Here is a 24,124-nt window from a genome sequence, read left to right as displayed (position 1 = left end):
CTCCGGGCTGACTCGCAGCGCTTATACCTGACCGTAGCGGCCGGCTTCCTCACCGAGCCAGCGCCGAATCAGCGGTTGGCTCGCCTCGGGATGGCGCGCGAGCAGCGCCTCGGCCAGCGGGGCGATGCGCTCCAGCAGATCGGCATCGCGTTCCAGGTCGGCAATCTTCATCTGTGCCAGGCCCGTCTGGCGGGTACCCAGTACCTCGCCGGGGCCGCGCAGCTCCAGATCCTTTTCGGCAATGCGAAAACCGTCGGTGGTTTCTCTCATCACCGCCAGTCGTTCGCGGGAGTGGGCCGACAACGGCCCATGGTAGAGCAGCACACAGAAGCTCTCGCTGGAGCCGCGCCCGACCCGACCACGCAGCTGATGCAGCTGAGAGAGTCCCAGGCGCTCGGGATTCTCGATGATCATCAGGCTGGCATTGGGCACGTCGACCCCCACCTCGATCACGGTAGTGGCTACCAGTAGGTCGAGGTCTCCGCTCTTGAAGGCGTCCATCACCGCCGCTTTCTCGGCGGGCTTCATGCGGCCATGAACCAGCCCGATGGCGAGCTCCGGCAGTGCCTCGGTAAGCTCGTCGCGAGTCGCCTCGGCGGCCTGACACTGCAGCGCATCCGACTCTTCGATCAGCGTACAGACCCAGTAGGCCTGACGCCCCTCGGCGCAGGCGTGGCGGATACGGGCGACCACGTCGGGACGCCGTTCATCGGGCATCGCCACTGTCTTCACCGGGGTGCGACCGGGCGGCAGCTCGTCGATGATCGACACATCGAGGTCGGCATAGGCGCTCATGGCCAGGGTGCGAGGGATCGGGGTGGCGGTCATCACCAGCTGGTGGGGCGTCAGCCCTCCGGCCTCGCCCTTCTCGCGCAGTGCCAGGCGTTGGTGTACGCCGAAGCGGTGCTGTTCGTCGATGATGGCAAGCCCAAGGCACTGGAAATGTACGTCGCCCTGGAACAGCGCATGGGTGCCTACCACCATGCGTGCACGGCCGTCCAGAATGGCGGCCTTGGCATCGAGCCGCGTCTTGCCCTTGAGCTTGCCGGCCAGCCAGGCCACCTCGATGCCGAGCGGTGCGAACCACGCCTTGAGCGTGCGGTAGTGCTGTTCGGCAAGGATCTCGGTGGGGGCCATCATCGCGGCCTGGCAGTCGCCGGCGATGGCCGAGAGGGCCGCCATGGCGGCCACCACCGTCTTGCCCGACCCCACGTCACCCTGTACCAGCCGCAGCATGGGGACTTCACGAGCCAGATCCGCACTTATCTCGTCGAGCACGCGACGCTGAGCGCCGGTCAGCGAGAACGGCAGTTGGGTGAGGAAGCGCGCCTGAAGGCCGCGCCCGCTGGGCAATGCCGGGGCTCCGTCTTGCTGAATCTGCTGGCGTACCTGCTGCAGACTGAGGCGGTGGGCCAGCAGCTCCTCCTGGGCCAGGCGGCGGGTCGCCGGATGCTTGCCGCTGGCGAGCCGTTCGGGGTCGGCGTCGGGCGGTGGCTGATGAAGTACATGAAGACAGTGGTGCAGCTCGGGCAGGTCGAAGCGTATGCGCAGATCGTCACCGATCCAGTCGGGCAGGGCCGCCGGGTTCTCGTCGAGCCGGGCCAGGGCCTGTTCGATCAGCGCCCGAAGGCGCGCTTGGTTCAGCCCTTCGGTGGTGGGATAGATCGGTGTCAGGTGATCCTCGACCGGCGGAACGTCAGCGCTGAGCAGACGATACTCGGGGTGGTAGATCTCCAGCCCGGTGGCGCCGGCGCGAGCCTCGCCGAAGCAGCGTACCCGCGCGCCGGGGCGGAACTGCTGCTGCTGTACCGGGGAGAAGTGAAAGAAGCGCAGGCTGATGATGCCGGAGCCGTCCCGCAGGCGAACCAGGAGGCTGCGGCGACGCCCCTTCACCACATCGCTGGCCGAGACATCGCCTTCTACCACGGCCTCGTGTCCGGCCCTCAGGGTGCCGATCGGGGTAATTCGGGTGCGGTCCTGATAGCGTAGCGGCAAGTGAAACAGCAGGTCGGCCACGCTCTCGATGCGCAGACGCGCCAGCTTCACCGCTACTGCTTCCCCAACGCCTTTCAGGGAGGTGACCGGCGCATCCAGCGCATTGATGTCGCTCATGTGGGTTCGGGAAGCGCCTCATGACACTGCTGGATGGCCTCGGTGACCGCATCGATCGCCTTGGGGCGCGGAAAGCTGGCACGCCAGGCGATGGCAACGGTGCGTGAAGGCGCCGGGCTCTTGAACGGCAAGCTGGTAAGCAGGCCGCTCTCATAGTGCACGGTGCCGATGGCCGAGCGCGGCAATACGGTGATGCCCAGCTTCGAGGCGACCATGTGGCGGATCGTCTCCAGCGAGCCGCCTTCCGCTGTCAGGGTGTTGCTTGGGCTGTTGAGTTGATGGCTGATGGCGGGGCAGGCCTCGAGGATCTGGTCGCGGAAACAGTGGCCTTCACCCAGCAGCAGCAGACGCTCCTTGAGCAGGTCCTCCTTCTCGATGAATTCGCGCTGGTTCCAGGCATGATCGGCGGGTAGCAGTACCTCGAACTCCTCCTCGTAGAGCGGCTTGGTCACCACATCCGTCTCGGTGAACGGCAGGGCGATGAGAATCGCGTCGAGCTCACCGCTGCGAAGCTTGCGCCGCAGGTTGGCGGTGAACCCTTCCTCGATGTAGAGCGGCATCTGCGGGGCGCTGCGGGTCAAGGCGGGCACCAGGTGCGGGAACAGGTAGGGGCCGATGGTGTAAATGGCTCCGATGCGCAGCGGGCTTGCCAACTGGTCCTTGCCGGCATTGGCCAGCTCCTTGATCACGCTGCTCTGCTCCAGCACGCGCTGGGCCTGCTCGACGATCTTCTCGCCCAGCGGGGTGACCTGAACGGTGGACTTGGAGCGTTCGAACAGCGCAACGCCAAGTTCCTCCTCGAGTTTCTTGACCGCTACCGACAGCGTGGGCTGGGAGACGAAGCAGCGCTCGGCCGCTCTGCCGAAGTGACGCTCCTGCGCCAAGGTTACGATGTAGCGAAGTTCTGTTAGAGTCATGACTGGTGCCCTTTGGGCATCCTCTCGGACGATAGATGACTTTCAATAGGGACTTTTTATCAGGGGGCGAGAGAAAGGTGAAGAAAACTACACTGATTCTGGGCTGCGGTGACATTGGAATGGCCCTTGGCGGAGAGCTGCTCTCGGCCGGGCATCGCGTGATCGGGGCCCGTCGCAGTGTCGCGGCGCTGGAGGCCAGTGGCATCGAGCCGCTGCCGCTGGACCTGTACGACGAGGAAGCGCTGGCGGCGCTGCCCGACGTCGATTACGTGGTCTACATCCTCAGCGCCGACCGCTTCGATGAAGCCGCCTATCGGGCTGCTTATCCCGATGGGTTGAAGGCCGTACTGCGCACCTACGAGGAGCGCGACGTCACACCGAAGCGCCTGTTCTTCGTTTCGTCCACCAGTGTCTATGGCCAGAAGGAAGGCGAGCAGGTCGACGAAACGACCCCGGCCGAGTCACCAGGCTTTGCCGGCGCGCTGATGCGCGAGGCCGAACAGGCGCTGAGCAAGAGTCCGCTGGTGGGCACCGCGGTGCGCTTCTCCGGCATCTACGGGCCGGGCCGGGATCGCCTCATCCGTCAGGTACTGGAGGGCCGCATTTCACCGAAGACGCCGCCCATGTACTCCAACCGCATTCACCGCGACGACTGTGCGGGCGTGCTGGCGCACTTGATCGGACTCGATGTGGCAGGTCAATCACTCGATGACCTCTATCTGGCCAGTGACTGCGCTCCCGAGCCGCTTCACGATGTCATGGCGTGGCTGGCCGGACAGCTCAAGGTGGAACCCACCGAGGTGATCCAGGCGCCGCTGCGCAAACGCGCCAGCAAGCGCTGTGACAATTCGCGTCTGCTTGCAACGGGGTATACCTTCCGCTTCCCCAGCTATCGGGAAGGCTATGCCCAGGTCATGAAGGAGGGCGGCTTTCTGCCCGAGCCGGTCTGAGACCCGCGTTGCTGCTTGCCAACGCGGGCTAAAACCCGCGTTGGCCTCAGGCGGAACGTTCGAGGCGTCAAAAGGTATAGGCGACACCGATCGACATACCCAGTCCGAACTCATCCTGTTTTTTCAGTGAAAGGCGTTCTCGTTCGGCACGCAGATCCGCTCGCAGGTCGCTATTGCTGCCGCCCCGCGAAGCTTCGAGTGAAGGACTACGGCTGCCATAGTAGGCCACGCCCAGGTCGCTGATGAAGCGCCAGCCAGGCTGCCAGGCCGGCGACGACTCCCATCCCAGGCCGACGTAGGGGGCGACGCGATTGTGCTCGACCTTGCCCCTTAGATCGCCTACCTCCGACGCGGCGTAGCGCGTACCGTTAATCACGTAACCGCCTTGATTGTCCCGCTTGCCTTCCAGGCGAGTCTCGGGATTGGCAAACAGCAATCCACCGCTCACACGAAAGCCGCTGCCCGCCAGGGGATACCAGTCGACCAGCGCCTCGACCGCGTTGCGTTGCTTGCGCTTGAGTTCATACTCCACCCCTTCCAGAGTGCGATCGTCCTTGAACTCGGATTCACCGTTTATTCCCAGGCGCAGGGCCAACTGTCGGTCGATGGCATAACCGATGCCCGCCCCCAGGCCGAAGGTGCCGAGCTTGCTGTAGACGAAGGCGCCCGATCCGGCAGCGCGGTCATCGGCGAAGGCCGCGGTAGACCAGAGAGCGGCCGCGCAGGTTGCGGCGATCATGAGTTTGTTCATGGGTGTCTCCTCGATAGTGGGCCGGCCACCTGGCCGGCCCAACGAGCCGTCACGTTACGCCTGGCCCGGCCCGCGGACATGTCCCGCCGGTCGCGGTAGCTCCATATGACCAAGCGCATACGCCGTCGACCGAAACGCCTGATATGCTGCCGCGGTATCGGGTCGCGCCGGTGAGCGTGATCCTCTCCACAGGCATGGTTCGAGGACGGGGAATGGCGGCCGGATCATGGGTATCGGATATGGGCGGCATGGCGCGAGGCGGCTGGCATGCCCTGACGGGGTCCTTCGGCCCCTCCACCCTGCTGTTTCGCGGCGTCGGCCTGATTGCCTGTGCCACGATCTACGTCATGCACCGGGTGCACGCGGCGCTGGCGGAGGAAGACGAGCTGACGCTCGTGTTGAACGGCGAGACCCTGGTGCGTCAGTGGCTGGGTGACTCCATCGCGGGGCTGCTGTTCAGCGAAGCGCTGGTGGTGGCCGGCTTCGTCGTCTTCGCCGTGGCGTTCTGCCTGGCGACGGCGCCGAATGCCCACCGCCAGCCCCGCACTCGCTGGCTGCTGGCGGCGCAGATAGCGATAGGCCTGGTGATCGAGGAAGAGCTGCTGCTGATCGTGGCCGCCCAGCTCCCCTTTCTCTATCCCCTGCGCTTGGCGTTCGTCTGGCTGCTGGCCCAGGCATTGCTCAAGACGCTGCTGTGGGGTGCGATTCTGCTGGCGGCTGACCCGCTGGACGCGGCCCTGGCGGCGACCGAGGCAGCCGGGATCGAGCTGCCGGCCATCAGCATGGCGAGCCTGCTGGGAGTGGCCATCCTGATGTTCTTCGTCTGGCAGCTGTTCGCCTTCTGTCTGGGCTGTATCGCCATGGCCGAGCGACGCCAGCGCTTCCGGCTGGCCAAGGCTCATGCCGAGCTGACGGCCACGCGCCAGCTGCTGGCGGACAGCGCGCGCGCCAGCGAGCGCCTGCGTATCTCGCGGGACCTTCACGATGGTCTCGGCCATCATCTGGCGGCGCTGAACCTGCACCTGGACCTGGCTTCGCGTCAGCCGGAAGACATGGCCGCATCGCTGCATACTGCGCGTGAGATCGCCAAGGCGCTCTACCAGGAGGTCAGGAATACAGTCGAGCGCGAGCGCCTCGTCGTACCGATCGATCTGTTCGGCAGCCTGAAGACGCTCTGCTCGGGCATACCCGAGCCGCATATCGAGCTGCGCTACGACCCGCGCTGCCGGGTCTGCGATCCGGCACTGGCGCACGTGATTTTCCGCACGGTTCAGGAGGCGCTCTCCAATGCCTTGCGCCATGCCGGCGCAGGCAGGGTCGCGATCAGCGTGGCGCGCAAGGCCGGCGGCATACACGTCGGCATCGTCGATGACGGTCGCGGTACGGCCAGGATCGTGCCGGGCAACGGGCTGACGGGCATGCGCGAAAGAGCCGAGGAAATGGGTGGCAGCCTGTCGCTGGAATCGCGGCCCGGCGCTGGCTGCCAGGTGGGGCTATGGCTGCCTGTGGAAGGGGGGAGATCATGATTCGAGTGCTGCTGGTCGACGATCAGCATCTGGTGCGCAGCGGCATCGCCGGGCTGCTCGGGCTGACGCCCGACATCGAAATGGTCGGCGAGGCGGCGAGTGGCGAGGAGGCGCTGGAACTCGTCGTCGCCAAAGTGCCCGACGTGATGCTGCTGGACGTGCGCATGCCCGGCATGAGCGGCATCGAGGTGCTGGCTCGTCTGAACGAGGCGGAGTACTTGCCGCCGACCATTCTGCTCACCACTTTCGACGATGACGAGGCGCTGCTGGCCGGCATGCGTGCTGGAGCCCGCGGTTTTCTGCTCAAGGACATTTCACTGGAGCGGCTCGCTGCCGACATCCGCCACGTAGCCGCCGGTGGCTCTGCCATCAGGCCCTCGATCACCGAGCGGGTGCTTCGTGGGTTGCGCAGCGTCAGTGCAGATTTCGAATGCCTGGATCCGCCGTGTCGCCTGACCTCACGGGAAACGGAGATCCTGCGTCTGCTGGCCAGCGGACTCAACAACCGTGAGGTGGCGCAGGCGTTGGGCACGGCGGAGGGGACGGTGAAGAATCAGGTCTCCAGCATCCTCTCCAAGATGGGCGTGCGGGACCGGGTGCGGGCGGTGCTGCGCGGTATCGAGCTGGGCTGGATCTGAGCTAGAGCGGCAGGCGATAGCCCAGGGCCAGCACCTCGAAGCCCTGATTGGGCGAACGGATACCGCCGTTGGAGTAATGGGTCAGGCTCAGCGCGACCTCGCCGGGCCCCAGTGGTCCGCCCAGCGCCAGGCGATCCTGGAACTGGAAGGCGCTGCCGAGCTCGCGCGACTCGTGGCGCGATTCGAGGAACAGCGCCACGCCGATGCCGCCTTCGACGAACACACCGCGCTCTTCACCGAAGGTCCAGCGCAGCGCCGGGGTGGCCAGCCAGGCCGCGTTGTGGTTGCCCTCGCGGCCCTGCAGCAACAGCAGACCGGTGGCCAGACGCAGGCTGAGCGCTGACGGCAGGAATTCGAGTTCGGGACGCGTATCGAGCTCGATACGGGCGGCGGCGGCCGATTCGCTGGTCATGCCGGCGTCGAGGTAGAGGTCTGCCAGCCCGGCGGGGCTACCGATCGATGCCAAGCCGGCCAGCAGCCCGGCGGCGAGATGCTTCCTGCGCTCCACAGAGGTCCCCTTTTTCTTGTGTGCCAATCTGGTGTTGGCTGATCTGGCGCCTCTTCATCCTTGCAGCATCAATGCTGAGTTGCGGCCAGAGAGTGATAGTGCGCGCCCCGCTGATCGGCGACCGAGTGAAGCAGCTCCATCCGTTCATAAGACCATGCCAGATCGACGGCGGGAAGCCCGTTCAGATCGAGCGAGGCGGCGCGGCGCAGCAGGGTGACGTGAGGCGTGAAGGCGCCGGGACGAATACCGAACCCGCGTGCTTCGAGTGCGTCCCACAGCCGGCCCTGCAGTCGTGCCAGGCCGTGGTCGCTTTGCCGGCCGCCTACCCAGACGATGCCGGGGCGCCGGAAGCAGCCCCAGCCGTCGAGGCGCCACTCGCCGGGTTCGATGGTCAGGCCCTGGACCCACTCGACGAGCTCGGTGGCCTTGGTCTCCTGCACCTCGCCGAGAAAGGCCAGCGTCAGGTGCAGGCTAGGGTCGGGCATACGCCTTCCGCCGCAGCGGGCATGGGCGATATCCGCCAGCGCGCCGAGCCGCTCACGCAGCTCGGGCGGCGGATTCAGCGCCAGGAAGAGTCGCACGCTCTCCTCAATCTCCTATTACCATTACCGCTTCCGCCTCGAACTGCGCCCCCTTGGGCAGCGCCTTCACGCCCACTGCGGCGCGGGCCGGGTAGGGCTTTTCGAAGAACTCCTCCATCACCTTGTTGACGATAGCAAAGTTGCCCAGGTCCACCAGGTAGAGATTGATCTTGACGATTTCGCCCAGCGAGCCGGCTGCCTCTTCGCATACTGCCTTGAGGTTGGTGAAGACCTGACGCGCCTGGGCCTCGAAATCGTCGGAGACCAGCTCCATGGTGGCCGGGTCGAGCGGAATCTGGCCGGAGAGATAGACGGTGTTGCCGGCCTTGATGGCCTGAGAGTAGGGACCGATGGCGGCAGGCGCCTTGTCGGTGTTGATGACGGCCTTGTTGCTCATGACGTTCTCCTTGCGATGTGCGTGTGCTTGATGGCAATGACAAAGGAAAGGCTCGTTCGCCACCCTGGGTGGCGAACGAGCCGAAACGGAGTCAGTTTCCGACGCGGGTGATTTTGCCGACGTGCGACAGGTTGCGTATGCGCTTGATGATACGCGCCAGGTGAACGCGGTCGCGAACCGCCAGGGTCAGGTGAACGATGGAGAGGCGCGCATCGCGCTCCTCGATGCCGATGCGCTCGATGTTGGCATCGGCATCGGTGACCAGGCTGGCGAGCTCTGCTACCAAACCGCGGCGGCTTTCAATCTCGATGCGCAGGGCGACAGGGAAGTCCTCCTCGATCTCGTCGGACCATTCCAGGGCGAACAGCTTGTCGGGGTCGCCCTTCAGCTCGTCCAGGTTGCGGCATTCGTCCCGGTGCACCACGATGCCTTTGCCTACGGAAAGATGGCCCACTACAGGGTCGCCCGGTAACGGATGGCAGCAGCGGGCGAACTTGATCACCATGCCCTCGGCACCGCTGATCATGATGGGTCCCTGTGCCGTTAGCGTTCGCTCGCTGGCGTCGGTCATGTCGCCGTGCAGTAAATCGACCAGGCGACGCGCCACCACGTGGGCCACCCGCGTACCGAGCCCGATCGATTCGAGCAGACTTTCGTCACCCTTCAGTGACAGCTCCGCCAGCAGGTCCGGCAGCACGTTCTCCGGTAGCTCCTCGAGACTGGTCTCGAAATCGGCCAGGGCCTTGTTGAGCAGGCGGCGCCCGAGCTGCACCGCTTCGGTTTGCTGCTGGTGCTTGAGTGCGTGGCGAATGGCCGAGCGCGCCTTTGCCGTGACCACGAAGTTGAGCCAGGCCAGATTGGGCCGAGCCCCCGGCGCGGTAATGATCTCCAGCGTCTGGCCGCTCTCCAGCCGGGTGGAGAGTGGCGCCAGATGACGGTCGATGCGACAAGCGATACAGCTGTTGCCGATGTCGGTATGCACGGTATAGGCGAAGTCGATCACCGTGGCACCCTGAGGCAGCTCCATGATGTCGCCGCGGGGCGTGAACACGTAGATATCGTCGGGGAACAGGTCGTTCTTGACGTGTTCGATGAACTCCAGCGAGTCACCGGCATGGCGCTGCATCTCGAGCAGCCCCTTCACCCACTCCCTGGCTCTGGCATGGCTGCCCTCGGCGATGGGGTGGTCGGTCTGGCCGGCCTTATAGAGCCAGTGGGCGGCGATGCCGTTGTTGGCCATGGCCTCCATCTCGCGGGTGCGGATCTGCACCTCGATGGGCATGCCGCCGCTGCCAAAAAGGGTGGTATGCAGGCTCTGGTAACCGTTGGCCTTGGGAATGGCGATGTAGTCCTTGAAACGCCCGGGCACCGGTTTGTAGAGGTTGTGCACCACGCCGAGAATGCGATAGCAGCTGTCGACGTCCTCGGTGATGATGCGAAAGCCGAACACGTCCATGATTTCCGCGAACGGCTTACGCTGGTCGCGCATCTTCTTGTAGATCGACAGAAGATGCTTCTGTCGACCCACCACGGTGCCGGCAAGGCCGTCGTCGTCGAGGCTCTTTTGCAGCGTGGTCTGGACCTGACGAATTGCCGAACGTCGGTGGCCCCGTGCGCTGGAAACGGCGCGCTTGATGCGTTCGGCGCGCATCGGGTGAAGCGCCTGGAACGACAGGTCCTCGAGTTCGACGCGAATGGTGTTGATGCCCAGGCGGCTGGCGATACGGGCGTAGATCTCGAGGGTCTCGCGGGCGATGCGGCGCTTCTTTTCCGGGCGCAGCGCACCCAGGGTACGCATGTTGTGCAGGCGGTCGGCGAGCTTGACGATGATCACGCGGATATCGCGCGACATCGCCAGTACCATTTTCTGGAAGTTCTCGGCCTGGGCGACCGCCTTGTCTTCGAAGGTGATCTGGGTCAGCTTCGAGACGCCGTCGACCAGCTCCGCCACCGGCTTGCCGAACTGTTCGGCAAGCGCCTCCTTGGAGACGCCGGTATCCTCGATCACGTCGTGCAGCATGGCGGACATCAGGCTTTGATGGTCCATGTGCATGTTGGCGAGGATATTGGCCACGGCGAGCGGATGGGTGACGTAGGGTTCGCCGGAGCGCCGTCGCTGACCGTCGTGGGCCTGCTCGGCGTAGTAGAAGGCGCGCTTGACCTGTTGAATCTCGTCGGGGGGAAGATAGCCGCCAAGTCTGTCGGCCAGGTCGTCGATGGTGAACATTAGCGCGCCTTGATTGACAGCCTTACTCCTCGAAGGACATGCCCGGATCGCCTTCGCGGCGAATCCTGACAGGTGCCTCGATCGGCTCGTCCAGCACGGTGTGATCGACCAGCCCTGCAGCGATCTCGCGCAGCGCCATCACGGTAGGCTTGTCGTTTTCCCACGGCAGCTGGGCGTCGCGTGAACCGCGCGACAGCTGACGCGCGCGCTGGGTGGAGATCATCACCAGCTTGAAGCGGTTTTCGACGTTTTCCAGACAATCTTCGACGGTGACACGCGCCATATTGGGTACATCCCGAAACTGTGAAGGCCTCCCGGCTGTCGCCGGAAATCCGAAAATGGAACATGACAGACTAGATTACTCGACGTTCGGCTACCCTGACAAGCGCCCTCAGCTGGGGTTATGACAACAGCGCCGCCAGCAACGGGCCGTGACTCTCGCGTACCCGAGCCAGGCTCAGACGTCGGCTGATCACCAGTGACTGCAGCTCGCGCAGGGCCGTGGTGAAGTCGTCGTTGATCACCAGATAGTCGTACTCTTCGTAATGCGACATTTCACTGACCGCATCGCGCATGCGTCGGGCGATGGTGGCATGTTCGTCGGTGCCACGGCTGGCCAGGCGCCGCTCCAGTTCGTCGCGCGACGGCGGCAGAATGAAGATCGACACCGCATCGGGCATCTGCTCGCGTACCTGGCGCGCTCCTTGCCAGTCGATTTCTAGAATCACGTCCTGGCCGGCCTCGAGCAGGGCTTCCACCGCCGGTCGAGAGGTGCCGTAGAAGTTGTCGAACACCCGGGCGTACTCGAAGAACTCGCCGCGCTCGATCATCGCCTCGAACTCGGCGACCTCGACGAAGTGGTAGTTGACGCCGTTCACCTCGCCGCGACGCTGGCCTCGGGTGGTATGCGACACCGAGACCCGAATGCCATCGAGACTCTCGATCAGTTCGCGCACCAGCGTGGTCTTGCCGGCGCCGGAGGGCGCGGAAACGATGAAAAGCGTACCTTGGGACATAATCGGCATCCCTGTTGGACATCAAACATCTGGGTGAAGCGGCATGGGCCGGGTAAAGCGCGCAGTATCGCATGAATTCGCGGTGCGCTGCAGGCGCTTTCCGTCCTCACCCTTGCTCGAGCCAGGAAGTCCTGGTGAGTCCCCCTCGAGGAGTCAGCGTTCAAACGAAGCGCCTAGCCCCCATGGGCGGACGTAGCCTTGGGAGAGATCGGTAATCAAGGCTGGCGGTAGATGATAGGTATTGCTATTGTTTGAAAGTGGCGAACTGCTGGCTGAGTCATGCCGGCCCGATGGTCCATCGACGATGCGTTAGCCATGGGAGGGCGTCTCACCATGAGGGCTCATGAATTGGCTGCCATATTGCGGGAGGAACATCACCGTCCGTATGGCGACTTCTTCCATGGCATCGACTTGGAAGACTATGCAGACAAGCTGCTGCAGAAGGCTGAGTTGCTGGTGCATTATCGCGAGAGCGAGGTGCTCGGTATCGCCGCCTTCTACTGCAATGATGTCGAAACGCTGTGCGGGTTCCTGTCGCTAATGTGGGTAGCGCCGGAAGCGCGTGGTTCGGGTATTGCGAGCGAACTACTCGACGGAATCATCCGTATCATGGAAGTTAGGAGCTTTCGCTATCTCAAGCTGGAAGTACTTGAGGATAACCATCGTGCGATCAACTTTTATCGTCGGCAGGGATTCGAGGTGATTGACACTAAGGATGGAGCTTTGATCATGGGTTTGATGTTGCCACGGCGCCGAGATTGACCTCGAAGACAGGCTGTTGATAGGCCTCGTGGGGCGCGCCTTGGTAGCGATGGCCTAGTCCTTGAACAGCGAGGAGCACGCTTCTGGTGGGGAGTACTTGGGTTTGCTCCCCATTGTACTCCCCGCTTGGCGCTGGCTTGAGCTGGATTCGGTTAGACTTCATAGAGGAAGCCCGTGGACATCACTCGATGTTCTGGATCTGAAAATAGTCCGTGAGATATTTTATTAACCCAATCAATAGCTTGCCTAAAAATCTAGCAGCCAAGCGTGACTTTACTCCCCAGAGTACTCCCCATTTGGCTGACACTGCGTGGGGCTACCCACGTCAGGCAACGAGCTAGATATGGAGACGATTGGTGGCATTCTACGCAAGCGCTACAGCAGTGGCCACAGAATGCCTGCGACACCGCCTTGAGCAAGACGCTCAGGCCTGAAATACGCGGCCGGATGTTGTCTCGCCAAATGGTGTAGTAAGTTGAGGCCCCCTGAGGCTTTCGCTGGCTGTTACGTCGTTTCCGTGTGAATCAATAATGGGACTTCGCTTCGGTGCCTGAGAACTGGCGGCAAGCTTTCCAAACCAGGGTTTGGCATCTGACTGCCCAGCCCCGTTTTGCCGGAGCAGCACGCCCCGACCAAGAACACTTCCGTCGTAATCACCTTCTTCAGGCCTTCATGGATGTCGGAGTCGGTCGGGTAAGGGGGTGAGTCCCACATCACCAGTTAGCACAGAATGGTACTCTGAAGACCATCGTCTCGGTTGTGCAAGAGGAGGCCTAGTTTCTCGCACTGTGGCCACCATCAGCGAAGGTCAATAGTAGCTTCCTCAGCCAGTCTTTGTTACCCAACTTGTTGGAAGGTCACAGTTGGACGCACGCAGCCCTCTCACTAAGACAGCATCCTTGAGCAGTAAGCGTGATGAAGGCCGCTTGGTAGCAGCTTCTAAATGTTTTCCTGATTCAGGATCTATCCTGGATCAGGAAATAGAGCAGCCGTTGGTTTTTAAGAGAGCTGAGTGCCCTCACATACAAGCTTGTGCTGGAGGCCATAGTCGAGAAATTTTCTTGAGTAGTTATTCATCTTCTTTCCCATCTCGTGAGCTCGGAATCGGTTGCCTGAAAGAGGCTATTGGTAAATGTTATTATGTCCATATCTTGATATTGTTTACTGCTTAAACTGGGCAGAACAGTTGGCGCCACTGGTTAGCGTTTAATCATGCCTCTGTGGTGGTTCTAGTTCGGTATGCTTCAGCTCGGGCTAGATCCTAGTCCATAAACGACCTTTTTAATATAGCAGGCTTTTATAATGGATTTGATGCTTCCAGCATTTGGCTTGCAGTTTCTGGAATTTTCAGGGATTGGAAAAGGGGTAGCATGATATCAGAAAACCAAGGGACGCTATTTAGCTCTTCCACGTAGGAAGTTTTAAAATCAGCATCTTCTGCAAGAAGTCTTGTTATATCTTCCTTGCTAGGCTTGGGGCACCCTTCATTTAATTTTTTGAAGGCATGATAAGAAATTATCATTATTACTGCGGCAAAGAGCTCGCGTTCTAGGCTGTGGTGAGAATTATTGGGAGAATAGTCCTGGCTCAGTATGTCGTGTAAATAAGGAGTTTCTCTTGCTTTTCTGCCAGAGCTAGGTGGGAATGCTGGTTCGGGATAATCTAGGTCAAAACTTGGTTGTGTTACATGTAACTTATTTTTCCCCTCCAGCAAGAGGGTCAAAGCATTATTTTTCGAGAGCTTGTTTTTCTTTGCAAATCTTTCAAGAGCTTTATGTGCCTTTTTGCTGATAAAGAAAGAAACTTGCTTAGTGCCCTTCTTGTTTTTTACTTTTCTACGGTATTTCTCTGACCGCCAAGCATTTTTGATGTCGCTGATAAATTTTTTTTGTACCAGTTGATCTCCAAACGAATTAATTTTAATTCCGTCGCTTACATTGTAATACCTGATCTGCCTCTTGTTTAGATAGTTATAAACCCACGATGTTTGACTTTCGTCAAAATAATCAATCCAGTCAACCAAGTAGTCCATGATGCATGGCCTCAAAAGTAAATTATTAGCATTCGTATTAACACCCTTACCTCCGAATTCTAGCATCGTTGCTTAGCAACGTCACTAGCAACGTCACTAGCAACGTCACTAGTGTCACTGGACAATCATGATAGACAATTAGGTAAAATAAATGCTTAATGGAGCCATATCTGGCTGGAGGCTATGATGATCTACGGCGTGCTTGGCGAGAGTCTAGAGGGTGCGAGCAGCAAGGCAAGGCTTTGCCTGCTGATGTTTTTGAAGGCCTTCGGGGTCGATGGATGCGTCGAGATGCGGATCGCGGACCTGGGCCGTGAACTGCAGGTTCGGCAACAGTGGTTGAACGAGCCTCTTCGTGAGCTTGTTTCAATAGGCATTCTTTGTAGTGAGTCCCGCTCCAAGGGACGCGGTCCGCCGATAAAGGCTTATCATCTAGAAAGGACATTGGTCCAGCGCCTAACCTGTGGGGGCAGTCAATTACCCCTTCACTCCACTCTTATAGATCGACTGCTCGATCTTGGAAATGAGCCATTCATATTGCCAGGAATCGAAAAGCCGAGACGGCACCATCCCCCGCCCAGTGGAATAAAGGTACTGAGTATTAGCGCCAAGGTGCGGTTGTTAGTAGCGGTTCTGCTGTACCATGCTGATAGCTCAGGGCGGATATACAGCATCACGGATCAAGACCTATCCAAGTTTTCTGGTATCCCCAAAAAACATCTAGGTTACTGGATTCGACGTTGTCTTGATCTAGGCTTGATTTATCCTCTATGGACTGAGTCAAGTCACGAGATATATTACCAAGAAATCATTAGTTCGTATCGATTGAATTTTCAAAACCCCTGTTTCTTGGATCACTGTAAGCCTGTCGGGGTCAGCATTATTTATCGCTCACCGAAATCTTTTAACCCTATCTGTCATGCGGGGTATCTGCCCTATCTGGCCAAGGCTATTTTTAATTTCCGGGAGCTCTTGAGTGCGGAAAAATTAGAAGACATTAAGTATCAGGTACTCGAGGCAGGCATTTGTGAAGATAATCTAAATTGGGTCAATAGCTCATTGGGCATTGAGCAGGCAGTGCTTTTAAACCATGCATTGCGCCACTACATACATATGCTGATTTCACACGATCCTGATGGCCTATTTAATAAGTCACTCGGGTCAAATCATTGGCTACTTGATGAAATTTCTAGAGATAGAGATAGGGGAAGTCTCCTGCCTAATGAGAAAGAGAGTTATGAGGCTAAAAGCTTTCAAAGGCTGATTTTCAATTTGGCTATGAAGTCGGCGCTTGAAATTGTAAAAAATATAAGATTGAAATGTTCTGGAGAAAAACCTGTAGTCGTTTCTTTAGTACACCATGAGGCTGTGTATCCTAAATCTCCAAACTTTTCCGCCATCAGGGTTTACACTTACGGAAAGCAAGGAGAGGTTGGTGGCCATCAGCTCATAATTCCAGTTGCGTCTAACTTTGATCCGGACAAAGAAATTAAATGCATTATTTTGAAGTGTCAGAAGTAAAATACTTGCCTGCTTCATCTCATGAACGAATAACAGGAGTTCGTCATGAGCATGAAATTGATTCGAATCAACGACGTCATGGATCGTACTGGTCTTGCCAAGTCTACGATTTACAAGTATATCAGTGAAGGCATTTTCCCTAAACAAATAAAGCTTGGCACCCATGCTTCTGCCTGGGTCGAGAGCGAGATCGATGCCTGGATAAATGACACCATTGAGCGGAGGGATAGTGTTGTGGCTAAGGTGTCACAGCCAGATTGTAGATAATCTAATTGCAGAGTGAAATTTCCACCTTAATCTTCCTGTCCCAGTACAGCCCACTTGAGTTTCTGTCTTCTAAGTTATGCTTTTCCACCCTTGTTTAATTATTATTAGGGGGTTGGATTAGGGGGTTAGAAGAGTCAGATATATGGTCAAGTAGGGTAGGGGCATCAAGCCCCGTACCCATTTAAATATACGAAGACACATAGTAACCCATGGCAGGCGAATGAATCCAGATATGAGCTGGAGGACTAGCCATGCCTGAAGCAAGAGTCCATGGCTTGTTGCCATGGGCTCTATCCCATGTGAGGAGAGGAGCTACTACATGCCGAGACACTTTAACAACACCAACCTGCACTTGCATTACTACAACCCATACAACGACCTGGAGGTTCAAATGAATTCATTACCGATGGTGACTGAATATCTCGACGCGCTACACGTTACACTGCAGAAGGCCATTAGCGACTACCCTCGAGTGATGGCCTTCCGGGTTGACCCGGTCATTCCTACAGAGATTAGTGACAGGATGACGCTGGAGGATCACCAGGGTCTGACCTCACGCTTCATGGCTTCACTGAGATCCATTATCAACCATGATCGGGAACGAAAGCGTCCGAGCGGCAGAGCGTCAGGCACCAAGTTGCGCTATGTCTGGTGCCGTGAGATTGGCACCAATGGCAAGCCGCACTATCACTTCTTCCTGATTCTCAACCGTGATGCTTACCACCTGCCAGGCAGGGCATGCTCTCCCAACGAGAACCTCTTCAACCGCGTTTCTCGTGCCTGGTACAGCGCGCTGGGAGTGGAGTGGAACGCTCAGGAGCCCTGGATTCATGTCCCGGAGAATCCGGTGTACTGGATCAACCGGGATGATCCGGAGAGCTTTGAGCGTGCCTTCTTCCGTGCGTCGTACCTGTGCAAGGCTGATACGAAGCAATACGGGAACGGGCTGCGGGCGTTCGGCACCAGTCGAAGCTGAGCCGCCGTTCGTAGCGGCCAGCATCAATCGGGGATCAACGATTCTGGCACCTACAGGAAAACCTGTGCATTAGTCGGTACTCTTGGGGTAGCACCTTTTCGTCATGTATCGACCGTGAGGCGTTGAGCAAGGGCTGCCGGCTGATCAAGGCCGCCAGGGAAGGGGCCGCCAGGGAAGGGGCCGCCAGAGTAGACGTGGGAAACAACCACGCGATGATCAGGGAATGCAGGGGGGATGTTATGCAACAACCGGAAGAACAGGCCAGGACCCGGATCGGCCAGCTGCTGAGCGATCCGGGCTGTGTGATCCAAGACAGAAGCGACTTCGACCGCCATGCAGCGTTGGGAGTGACCGCCGATGTCATCGTTAGCTTGGATTGATTTCGATGAGGCGGAGCGCCAGCGGGCGCAGCGAATCATGGCGCTATTCCAAGAGCGGGAAAGCCGTGACGAATTGGGTCTCGGCAGCATCCGCGACTCTATCGCGGATCACCTGTTTCCTGGCACCAGCACGATCCAGACCCGACTGCGCTATATGCTATTCGTGCCCTGGCTATACCAATCCCTCGAGCAGCGCGGACGCACACCAAGCCAGCTGAAGGCAAAGGCAAGGACGCTTGAGGTTCGCCTGGTGGAGGCATTGAAAACCGGCGGCGAAACACGCGGGATCATCGGACGCGAAGCCGGGGCGAAGCTACAGCGGCTGCCCAGCTCTGTTTATTGGGCCGGACTGGGCGCTTGGGGCATCCGCCTGTTTCCCGGTTCGATTGACGGCTTCTTCACGGCCCTCCATCGCCATCGAGCCGCTCATAAGCCAGACGAGCCAGAAACGAGCGCAGAGGTATTAGGCTGCCAACGACTCTGGGCAAAGGCGCTGCCTCCGCCACCCACCAAGCTGCTAGACAGCACGACCTTCCGCCTAACCCAAGGCGAAGCTGGGTTCATCGTTGACCGGCTGGTGTCGCAGCAACCCAATTCGCTGCTGACCCACTTGGCTCAACACCGGGTTGACGCCGAGTGTGACTACATCTGGGAGCATCCTCAGCGCACTGAGTTTCCCGCCAAGGCTCAACATTTGCTCCAGCAAGCAAACCAGTTTTCCGCCGTCATGCATGGTGCCTCGCTTTTGTACAATCTACAGCTCAGCGAGCTGCGGGAACGCGACGACTGGGTAAGCTCCTATCGACACAGAATCGAAGACTGGGCGGATGGCATCGATCTCAAGGCCATTCGAGACTGGTCGCTTGATGACTTTTGGCAGGCGGTAGAGCACCCAACTCACAACATTCGCCCGGCAACACGGCGGTTCGTAGCGCAATGGCTAGAACAAGTGGCTTCGGGAGTTGCGAGAATCAACGCTTCCGCCTCCGCCCGGTCACTGGTGCAAGAACGTGAACGCCAACTAAAAACGAGCCAATCACGTTTTATAAATCGTGCGGTGCGCGACCGTTGGACAGGAGCCTCGGGCGCGGAACGGCTGTCTTTCCGATGGTCTCAGGCAAAATCACATCTAAGGGATCTTACCGATGCCGGGTAGACAGAGCCTCGACCCTGAGCAGCGTATGCTGTACGGAGAGAGTCTACAGCCGCCGCCTGGCTTCACTTTCGATGCTGCTGTAGCGACTACCTTCTCGCTCGACTTTGAAACTGCACTCGCTGCGCCGGTCAGTCTGGCGCTTTACGCGGCTGAGAACCGTGAAGACATCCTTCGGCATCCTCTGGCCTTGCTCGAAGGTGCCGAGCGCATTGCCGGACGACTTGCCATTTTTACCGACGCTGGAAGGATCAAGGCGAGCAGCGCTCCGCACTCACGTTTGTGCAGTTTACTGGAACGTACCATCATCGAAGTCGCCGCCCCGCGGGGCGGAGCCTTCCATCCGAAAATGTGGGCACTACGGTTCACACCGATCCAAACCAGCGAGCCATCCCTTCTACGCTTGCTGGTCCTGTCGCGCAACCTCACCTGTGACCGCTCGTGGGATATCGCCTTAACCCTTGATGGTACTATCTCACGACGCCCGCACCGTGGAAACCGTCCCCTCGCGCAGTTCATTCGCAGTCTACCTGACTCGGCTTGTGCTGCTGTCGGCGAGGACACACGCGCCCTGACCGAGCAACTGAGTGAGGATATTCGCCGTGCGGAGTGGACACTTCCCGAGCCCTTTGAAAGCGTCTCATTTGCCGTCAACGGCCTGGGTGGAAAGCCTTGGCAACCTGGACCTTGCGCGCGCCTAGGTATTATCTCCCCGTTTTGCGACGACGCAGCCTTGGATCTGCTGGCAAGCCTTCCCCACAAGGAACCACCAAAGTTGATCAGCCGCAGTGACGAACTTGCCGCGTTGTCACCAGACACCTTGACGCAGTTTGCCCAGGTAGCCGTGCTCGATGAGATGGCCACCATGGAAGACGGAGAAGCAGCAGCAGCCGAGGCACTGCATGGGCTACATGCCAAGGCCTTCATCGCCGAATCTGGCTGGGACACAGCGATCACCATAGGTTCTGGCAACGCGACACGTCCCGCCCTGCTGTCGGGACGTAATGTGGAGCTATTCGCCACGCTGACCGGCAGACGGTCACGTGTAGGCGGCGTAGAGCAAATCTTGGGCTCAAACGGATTCGGTCGGTTGACCCGAGAATTTTCGCCGGGCGAACTCCCCGTTCCCGACCCGGAACGGCGGGCCGCCGAAGCGCGGCTTGAGGAAGCGCGGCGCGGCCTCTGCCGCAGCGAACTCACCCTGCGCTGTCAGCTCGCCGAGACCGGCGACACTGCTGAGCCCCTGTGGTCGGTGCGGCTCGTCCCCACCGAGCCGCTGCCCCTGGCAGACATGTCCGCTGTAGCCGTTTGGCCCATTACCCGCGGCGAAGGACACAGCCGCGAGGCCCTAGAAGCCCTGTGTGCCGGGCAACCGGTAGACTTGGGGGCAATGCCACTGATCGATCTGAGCCGGTTCATGGCCTTCCGGCTTGTGGATGCGGCGACCGACTCGTCGATCCTTTTCAGCACCGGCTATGACCTCGAGGGCCTGCCGGCCGAGCGACACGGCGCTATCATCCGCTGGGTCATCGACAGCAAGGAGACCTTTCTACGCTACTTGCGGCTGCTGCTTGCCGAGCTGGGCGATCCTTTCGCCGCAGCACTCACCTCCCAGACCGCCAAAGGTGCTGGGGGCTGGCGCGCAGCGGCCGATGACACGCCACTGCTCGAGGAAATGGTCCGCGCCCTGTGTCGCGGCGGGGAGCAGCTTCAGGCCATCGAGCGGCTTATCTCCCGGCTGGAGTCTGCAGAGGCTGGCGGCCCGGACCTAATTCCACCCGAATTTCGCGTCCTGTGGGAGACTTTCCGCGTAGCGCTGAAGGCCAAGGAGAGTACTGATGCCAGCTGAGCCCTTTTGCGCAGCGCCCGCCCTGGCGCCGCTGAAAAACTTCCAACGGCGTACCGTCAACTACGTTTTCGAGCGGCTCTACGGCGCGTCTGATCCGACACGGCAGTTCCTAGTGGCCGACGAAATGGGCCTGGGCAAGACCATGGTCGCGCGCGGGGTCATCGCTCGCGCCATCGAGCATTTGTGGGATAGGGGGCAGCGGATCGACATCTTTTACATTTGCTCTAACCAGGCTATCGCGGCACAGAACATCAATCGGTTGAATGTCCTCGGTCGCCAGGAACTCGAGTTGCCGACGCGTATGACGCTGGTGCCGCTTCAGGTGCGCAACGGAGGCGGGCTCGAAGCAAACAAGGTCAACTTCATCAGCCTGACCCCTGGCACCACCTTTGACCTACGCTCGGCAACAGGCGTGGTTCAGGAGCGGGCACTACTGTTCCATTTACTGGAACCGCTCGTCCCACATCGGCGCGGCCTGCACAATCTGCTGCAAGTCACTGCGGGGGTGGATGGCTGGAACAGGGAAGTGGGAAACATGACACTTGAAGGCATCGATCCCCAAATTCTCGACCGCTTCCACCGCGAGGTACAGACCGATCCAACGCTATTGGAGGACGTAAAGTGTTTGAGTGAGCGCTTCCCCCGCCGGCGCCAGCACTACCCAGCCGAATTGATCCAGTCACGTAACAGCTTAGTGGCGCGTCTGCGTGCCAAGCTCTCCCATGCCTGCGTCGACTCGCTAAAGCCCGATCTCATCATCTTGGACGAGTTCCAACGGTTCCGGGAGCTGTTGCACGGAAAGAACGATGCCGCTCTGCTGGCGCGAGAGCTGTTTGACTACACTGACAGGGAGGGAAACGCGGCTCGCACCTTGCTTCTCTCAGCTACACCCTACCGAATGCTCACCCTCGCCGATGATGACCCTGAAGATGGCGACCACTACCAGGACTTCATCGACACCCTTGGGTTCCTATTCGGTTCTCACCAAGGGGATCAGTTGGCTGCTGAGCTGGACAATGAAATGCGGGCCTTCAGACAGTTTCTGCACGCACTACCCGGCACCTATGCCTCAGCCGTCGAGACGCGCAGCCGCGTCGAGGAGAAACTTCGCCAGGTCATCGCACGCACCGAGCGGGTCAGCAGCACGCGGCAACGCGACTCTATGGTGACAGAGCCCGCGCTTGAAGTCGTACTAGAGCCGGCCGATCTGCAACAGGCCGCCGTAGTGTCCGATGTCGCGCGGGCGCTCGATGCCCCCGAGATTGTCGAGTACTGGAAGTCGGCGCCCTATCTGCTCAACTTCATGCGCGACTACAGTCTCAAGCGCTTACTGCGAGAAGCGCTCGACTCCCCATCCGCCGCGCTTACTGCCGCTATAAAGCAGGTGGAGCCTGCGCTGCTGAACCGCCGAGCGCTCAACACATATCGTCCGCTCGAGCCTGCTAATGCCCGCATGCGGGCGCTAATGCACGACATGTTCGATCAACGGCTCGAAGAGCATCTGTGGATTCCACCCGCACTGCCCTACTACGGCATCAAGCGGGCCGAGAGACCGACCAAGGCACTGGTCTTCTCAGCGTGGCAGATGGTACCCGACGCCATCGCCGCTTTGCTCACGTACGAGGCAGAGCGGCGTATGAATGCGGGCGAAGCTGGCCAGCCCTACTTTGATCGTCACCGGCGCATGCCATTGCGATTTCGCAAAGAGCAAGGCCGGCTCACTGGCCTGCGTACTCTGATGCTCCTGTATCCGGCGCCGGAGTTGGCCAGGATCACTGACCCACTTGTGCTGTTTGCAGGGCACAAGGAGATGCTGTCGCTGGAGGCCATGCGGGATAGACTTGCGGAGCAAGTGCGGAGCGCCCTGACACCGCACCAGTCAACGTTGCCGACGGATCGCGAGGGGCGCGATATTAACTGGGCGGTGCCGGCCCTGTTGGATCGACTAAAAGGATCGCTCGCCACGACATGGCTGACCAGTGCAACGGGTTTATCAGCATTGGCTGCCGAGGACGCTTTCCGTGAGCACGTTGATGAACTCGATGCGGTATCCTCGCAAGCCACCCTCGGACCGCTGTCGGACGAGCTCGTTGATCTGCTTGTAGACGTGGCCCTCGGCAGCCCCTCCATCTGCGGACTGCGCGCGCTGCACCGGATTGCGCCTGATCTGGACTGGGACGACCCGGCTCTGCTGGAGGCGGCCTCTCGGATCGGCTGGGGCTTTCGCACGCTGCTGAACCAGCGAGACGCCGTGGCGCTCCTGCGCCGGGGCACCGACGATCGCTATTGGCACCGTGTTCTCACCTACTGCGCTGAGCACAACCTACAGGCGGTACTGGATGAATACACACACTATCTCGTGGATGCTGAAGGGCTGAGCGCACATCCGTCAGCCGAGCGGGCTAAAGGCGTAGCGAACGCGATAGTCAGAGCGCTTTCCATCCGACCTTCCCAAATTGACGTTGACCACCTAAAGAAGACGGCAGAGGGCTTCAAACTCGACAAGTTCCAAATGCGCGGACGCTTTGCGATGCGTCTAGCTGACTATCGCGACGAGGAAGGGGCAGTTGCTCGGGTCGGAGGCGTGCGCGACGCATTCAACTCCCCGTTTCGGCCCTTTGTGCTGGCCACGACCTTAGTCGGCCAGGAAGGCCTAGACTTCCATCCCTACTGCTATCGTGTCTACCACTGGAATTTACCAGGCAATCCGGTGGACCTGGAGCAGCGCGAGGGAAGAGTCCACCGCTTTAAGGGGCACGCCGTACGCCTGAATCTGGCCCAGCGTCAGGGGCAGACAATTCGGGGGAGCGGACGCGTTTCGTTCGATCCTTGGGCGGTTATGTTCGACCAAGCGCGAGAGGAATCAGATATAGAAACTGACCTTGTACCTTACTGGATCTACGAAGGTCCGGTGAAGGTCGAGCGGCGCGTACCGATGCTGCCTTACAGCCGTGAGGTGACTCGGCTGGGCTGGCTCAAACGCAGCCTGACTATTTACCGGCTAGCGTTCGGGCAGCCCCGGCAGGACGATCTTCTCGAATATCTCCAGCGACTCATGGACACAGACATCGCATTTGATGCCTTGGAAGATCTACAGCTCCGGCTTCAGCCGAGATTGGAAACATGACAATTCGGGAATAGAGCAGTGAGGGAATAAGAGGTTTCGCTACTGCTAAATAGCAGGCTTGTAGAAAGTTGCTACCTCAACTGCCTCTTAGTTGCTCCGCGAAGTGAAAGATTTTATCAATTTCATGGTCAGTGAAATTGTGATCGCTAATAAGGCGGAGCAAGCGAACCGCACAGGGATGGTTGACTAGGTAATGGGATATTTCTGGATCTGTGGACTCAGAAAGGCGGAATAATACATCCGGATCAGCAGCCAGCACTTTAGCGATATTCTTAATAACTGCTGGGCTAGGTGGTGGCTCTTTTCCACGCTCAATCCGGCTTAAATATGCCGGGGAAATACCGGACATAGAAGCCGTCTCTCTCAGGCTAAGATTCTGTGCTTGGCGAAGCTCTCGCACAGTGTCGCAAAATTTTCTCATTGAAAAATCCTAG

21 protein-coding genes are annotated in these 24,124 nt (G+C 59.5%); 10 read left to right on the top strand and 11 right to left on the bottom strand.

Translation table 11 applies throughout. The features are described 5' to 3' along the window. Positions 1 to 21: 21 nt before the first annotated feature. Positions 22 to 2,112 (bottom strand): ATP-dependent DNA helicase RecG, encoded by a 2,091-nt coding sequence (gene recG / locus AC2VNO_RS08775; RefSeq protein WP_486933774.1) that lies wholly within the window; start codon positions 2,110 to 2,112, stop codon positions 22 to 24. Then, complete coding sequence (locus AC2VNO_RS08770; protein WP_486933773.1) at positions 2,109 to 3,029, bottom strand: hydrogen peroxide-inducible genes activator; 921 nt, start codon at positions 3,027 to 3,029, stop codon at positions 2,109 to 2,111. The genes recG and AC2VNO_RS08770 overlap by 4 nt, the downstream gene beginning before the upstream one ends. A 77-nt stretch (positions 3,030 to 3,106) precedes the next feature. Between AC2VNO_RS08770 and AC2VNO_RS08765 the strand changes: the two genes are divergently transcribed. Continuing rightward, positions 3,107 to 3,979, top strand: a complete 873-nt coding sequence (locus AC2VNO_RS08765) for an NAD(P)H-binding protein (protein WP_486933772.1) — start codon at positions 3,107 to 3,109, stop codon at positions 3,977 to 3,979. Between the two features lie 67 nt (positions 3,980 to 4,046). Here the strand turns inward: AC2VNO_RS08765 and AC2VNO_RS08760 are convergent, their stop codons facing one another. Further along, the gene (locus AC2VNO_RS08760) at positions 4,047 to 4,730 is read right to left on the bottom strand and encodes a hypothetical protein (protein WP_486933771.1); all 684 of its coding nucleotides are present in this window, start codon (positions 4,728 to 4,730) and stop codon (positions 4,047 to 4,049) included. A 212-nt stretch (positions 4,731 to 4,942) separates the two neighbouring features. On the opposite strand from AC2VNO_RS08760, the gene AC2VNO_RS08755 reads away from it, so the two are divergent. Further along, positions 4,943 to 6,256 (top strand): sensor histidine kinase, encoded by a 1,314-nt coding sequence (locus AC2VNO_RS08755; RefSeq protein WP_486933770.1) that lies wholly within the window; start codon positions 4,943 to 4,945, stop codon positions 6,254 to 6,256. Continuing rightward, positions 6,253 to 6,894, top strand: a complete 642-nt coding sequence (locus AC2VNO_RS08750; RefSeq protein ID WP_486933769.1) for a response regulator — start codon at positions 6,253 to 6,255, stop codon at positions 6,892 to 6,894. The genes AC2VNO_RS08755 and AC2VNO_RS08750 overlap by 4 nt, the downstream gene beginning before the upstream one ends. A 1-nt stretch (position 6,895) precedes the next feature. Here AC2VNO_RS08750 and AC2VNO_RS08745 read toward each other — a convergent pair whose 3' ends face one another. The 6 genes from AC2VNO_RS08745 to gmk all read right to left on the bottom strand — a co-directional run bounded on the left by AC2VNO_RS08745 (position 6,896) and on the right by gmk (position 11,623). Next, entirely contained in the window at positions 6,896 to 7,402 is a 507-nt protein-coding gene (locus AC2VNO_RS08745; protein ID WP_486933768.1) for an acyloxyacyl hydrolase, read from the bottom strand. 68 nt (positions 7,403 to 7,470) lie between these two features. After that, positions 7,471 to 7,983: an RNA 2',3'-cyclic phosphodiesterase gene (gene thpR, locus AC2VNO_RS08740; protein WP_486933767.1), complete on the bottom strand. Its 513-nt coding sequence runs from the start codon at positions 7,981 to 7,983 to the stop codon at positions 7,471 to 7,473. 7 nt (positions 7,984 to 7,990) lie between these two features. Beyond that, entirely contained in the window at positions 7,991 to 8,380 is a 390-nt protein-coding gene (locus AC2VNO_RS08735) for a RidA family protein (protein ID WP_228574172.1), read from the bottom strand. A gap of 91 nt (positions 8,381 to 8,471) precedes the next feature. Beyond that, on the bottom strand, positions 8,472 to 10,607 hold the full coding sequence (locus AC2VNO_RS08730; protein WP_486933766.1) for a RelA/SpoT family protein: 2,136 nt from the start codon (positions 10,605 to 10,607) through the stop codon (positions 8,472 to 8,474). A 22-nt stretch (positions 10,608 to 10,629) separates the two neighbouring features. Then, the gene (gene rpoZ / locus AC2VNO_RS08725; RefSeq protein WP_228574168.1) at positions 10,630 to 10,890 is read right to left on the bottom strand and encodes a DNA-directed RNA polymerase subunit omega; all 261 of its coding nucleotides are present in this window, start codon (positions 10,888 to 10,890) and stop codon (positions 10,630 to 10,632) included. Between the two features lie 118 nt (positions 10,891 to 11,008). After that, complete coding sequence (gene gmk / locus AC2VNO_RS08720; protein ID WP_486933765.1) at positions 11,009 to 11,623, bottom strand: guanylate kinase; 615 nt, start codon at positions 11,621 to 11,623, stop codon at positions 11,009 to 11,011. Between the two features lie 333 nt (positions 11,624 to 11,956). Between gmk and AC2VNO_RS08715 the strand changes: the two genes are divergently transcribed. Next, positions 11,957 to 12,385, top strand: a complete 429-nt coding sequence (locus AC2VNO_RS08715; RefSeq protein WP_486933764.1) for a GNAT family N-acetyltransferase — start codon at positions 11,957 to 11,959, stop codon at positions 12,383 to 12,385. 1,297 nt (positions 12,386 to 13,682) lie between these two features. Here AC2VNO_RS08715 and AC2VNO_RS08710 read toward each other — a convergent pair. Continuing rightward, positions 13,683 to 14,417 (bottom strand): hypothetical protein, encoded by a 735-nt coding sequence (locus AC2VNO_RS08710; RefSeq protein ID WP_486933763.1) that lies wholly within the window; start codon positions 14,415 to 14,417, stop codon positions 13,683 to 13,685. 186 nt (positions 14,418 to 14,603) lie between these two features. On the opposite strand from AC2VNO_RS08710, the gene AC2VNO_RS08705 reads away from it, so the two are divergent. The 6 genes from AC2VNO_RS08705 to AC2VNO_RS08680 all read left to right on the top strand — a co-directional run bounded on the left by AC2VNO_RS08705 (position 14,604) and on the right by AC2VNO_RS08680 (position 23,690). After that, complete coding sequence (locus tag AC2VNO_RS08705) at positions 14,604 to 15,938, top strand: hypothetical protein (RefSeq protein ID WP_486933762.1); 1,335 nt, start codon at positions 14,604 to 14,606, stop codon at positions 15,936 to 15,938. Between the two features lie 45 nt (positions 15,939 to 15,983). Further along, the gene (locus AC2VNO_RS08700) at positions 15,984 to 16,205 is read left to right on the top strand and encodes a helix-turn-helix transcriptional regulator (protein ID WP_486933761.1); all 222 of its coding nucleotides are present in this window, start codon (positions 15,984 to 15,986) and stop codon (positions 16,203 to 16,205) included. Positions 16,206 to 16,524: 319 nt separating this feature from the next. After that, entirely contained in the window at positions 16,525 to 17,181 is a 657-nt protein-coding gene (locus AC2VNO_RS08695) for an inovirus Gp2 family protein (RefSeq protein WP_486933760.1), read from the top strand. Between the two features lie 357 nt (positions 17,182 to 17,538). Continuing rightward, positions 17,539 to 18,717 carry a DUF6361 family protein gene (locus AC2VNO_RS08690; RefSeq protein WP_486933759.1) on the top strand — a complete coding sequence of 393 codons (1,179 nt, stop codon included), beginning with the start codon at positions 17,539 to 17,541 and terminating at the stop codon, positions 18,715 to 18,717. 25 nt (positions 18,718 to 18,742) lie between these two features. Then, complete coding sequence (locus AC2VNO_RS08685) at positions 18,743 to 20,563, top strand: hypothetical protein (protein WP_486933758.1); 1,821 nt, start codon at positions 18,743 to 18,745, stop codon at positions 20,561 to 20,563. Then, complete coding sequence (locus tag AC2VNO_RS08680) at positions 20,553 to 23,690, top strand: helicase-related protein (protein ID WP_486933757.1); 3,138 nt, start codon at positions 20,553 to 20,555, stop codon at positions 23,688 to 23,690. Before AC2VNO_RS08685 ends, AC2VNO_RS08680 begins: the two co-directional genes overlap by 11 nt. 76 nt (positions 23,691 to 23,766) lie before the next feature. On the opposite strand, the gene AC2VNO_RS08675 is transcribed toward AC2VNO_RS08680, so the two are convergent. After that, positions 23,767 to 24,111 carry a helix-turn-helix domain-containing protein gene (locus tag AC2VNO_RS08675; protein ID WP_486933756.1) on the bottom strand — a complete coding sequence of 115 codons (345 nt, stop codon included), beginning with the start codon at positions 24,109 to 24,111 and terminating at the stop codon, positions 23,767 to 23,769. Positions 24,112 to 24,124 lie beyond the last annotated feature (13 nt).

The organism is Halomonas sp. TH-94, from assembly GCF_057473365.1.
The sequence above is the reverse complement of the archived record's forward strand: the minus strand, read 5'-3'. Positions and strand labels throughout refer to the sequence as shown.

What these genes read in the sequence shown, in the direction of transcription:
- rpoZ (WP_228574168.1), bottom strand. Translation starts at nt 10,890, where the DNA reads ATGGCGCGTGTCACCGTCGAAGATTGTCTGGAAAACGTCGAAAACCGC.
- AC2VNO_RS08690 (WP_486933759.1), top strand. Translation starts at nt 17,539, where the DNA reads ATGTCATCGTTAGCTTGGATTGATTTCGATGAGGCGGAGCGCCAGCGG.
- AC2VNO_RS08700 (WP_486933761.1), top strand. Translation starts at nt 15,984, where the DNA reads ATGAGCATGAAATTGATTCGAATCAACGACGTCATGGATCGTACTGGT.
- AC2VNO_RS08770 (WP_486933773.1), bottom strand. Translation starts at nt 3,029, where the DNA reads ATGACTCTAACAGAACTTCGCTACATCGTAACCTTGGCGCAGGAGCGT.
- AC2VNO_RS08710 (WP_486933763.1), bottom strand. Translation starts at nt 14,417, where the DNA reads ATGGACTACTTGGTTGACTGGATTGATTATTTTGACGAAAGTCAAACA.
- AC2VNO_RS08695 (WP_486933760.1), top strand. Translation starts at nt 16,525, where the DNA reads ATGCCGAGACACTTTAACAACACCAACCTGCACTTGCATTACTACAAC.
- AC2VNO_RS08755 (WP_486933770.1), top strand. Translation starts at nt 4,943, where the DNA reads ATGGCGGCCGGATCATGGGTATCGGATATGGGCGGCATGGCGCGAGGC.
- AC2VNO_RS08715 (WP_486933764.1), top strand. Translation starts at nt 11,957, where the DNA reads ATGAGGGCTCATGAATTGGCTGCCATATTGCGGGAGGAACATCACCGT.
- AC2VNO_RS08675 (WP_486933756.1), bottom strand. Translation starts at nt 24,111, where the DNA reads ATGAGAAAATTTTGCGACACTGTGCGAGAGCTTCGCCAAGCACAGAAT.
- AC2VNO_RS08705 (WP_486933762.1), top strand. Translation starts at nt 14,604, where the DNA reads ATGATCTACGGCGTGCTTGGCGAGAGTCTAGAGGGTGCGAGCAGCAAG.
- recG (WP_486933774.1), bottom strand. Translation starts at nt 2,112, where the DNA reads ATGAGCGACATCAATGCGCTGGATGCGCCGGTCACCTCCCTGAAAGGC.
- AC2VNO_RS08735 (WP_228574172.1), bottom strand. Translation starts at nt 8,380, where the DNA reads ATGAGCAACAAGGCCGTCATCAACACCGACAAGGCGCCTGCCGCCATC.
- AC2VNO_RS08680 (WP_486933757.1), top strand. Translation starts at nt 20,553, where the DNA reads ATGCCAGCTGAGCCCTTTTGCGCAGCGCCCGCCCTGGCGCCGCTGAAA.
- AC2VNO_RS08685 (WP_486933758.1), top strand. Translation starts at nt 18,743, where the DNA reads ATGCTGTACGGAGAGAGTCTACAGCCGCCGCCTGGCTTCACTTTCGAT.
- AC2VNO_RS08760 (WP_486933771.1), bottom strand. Translation starts at nt 4,730, where the DNA reads ATGAACAAACTCATGATCGCCGCAACCTGCGCGGCCGCTCTCTGGTCT.
- AC2VNO_RS08750 (WP_486933769.1), top strand. Translation starts at nt 6,253, where the DNA reads ATGATTCGAGTGCTGCTGGTCGACGATCAGCATCTGGTGCGCAGCGGC.
- AC2VNO_RS08730 (WP_486933766.1), bottom strand. Translation starts at nt 10,607, where the DNA reads ATGTTCACCATCGACGACCTGGCCGACAGACTTGGCGGCTATCTTCCC.
- gmk (WP_486933765.1), bottom strand. Translation starts at nt 11,623, where the DNA reads ATGTCCCAAGGTACGCTTTTCATCGTTTCCGCGCCCTCCGGCGCCGGC.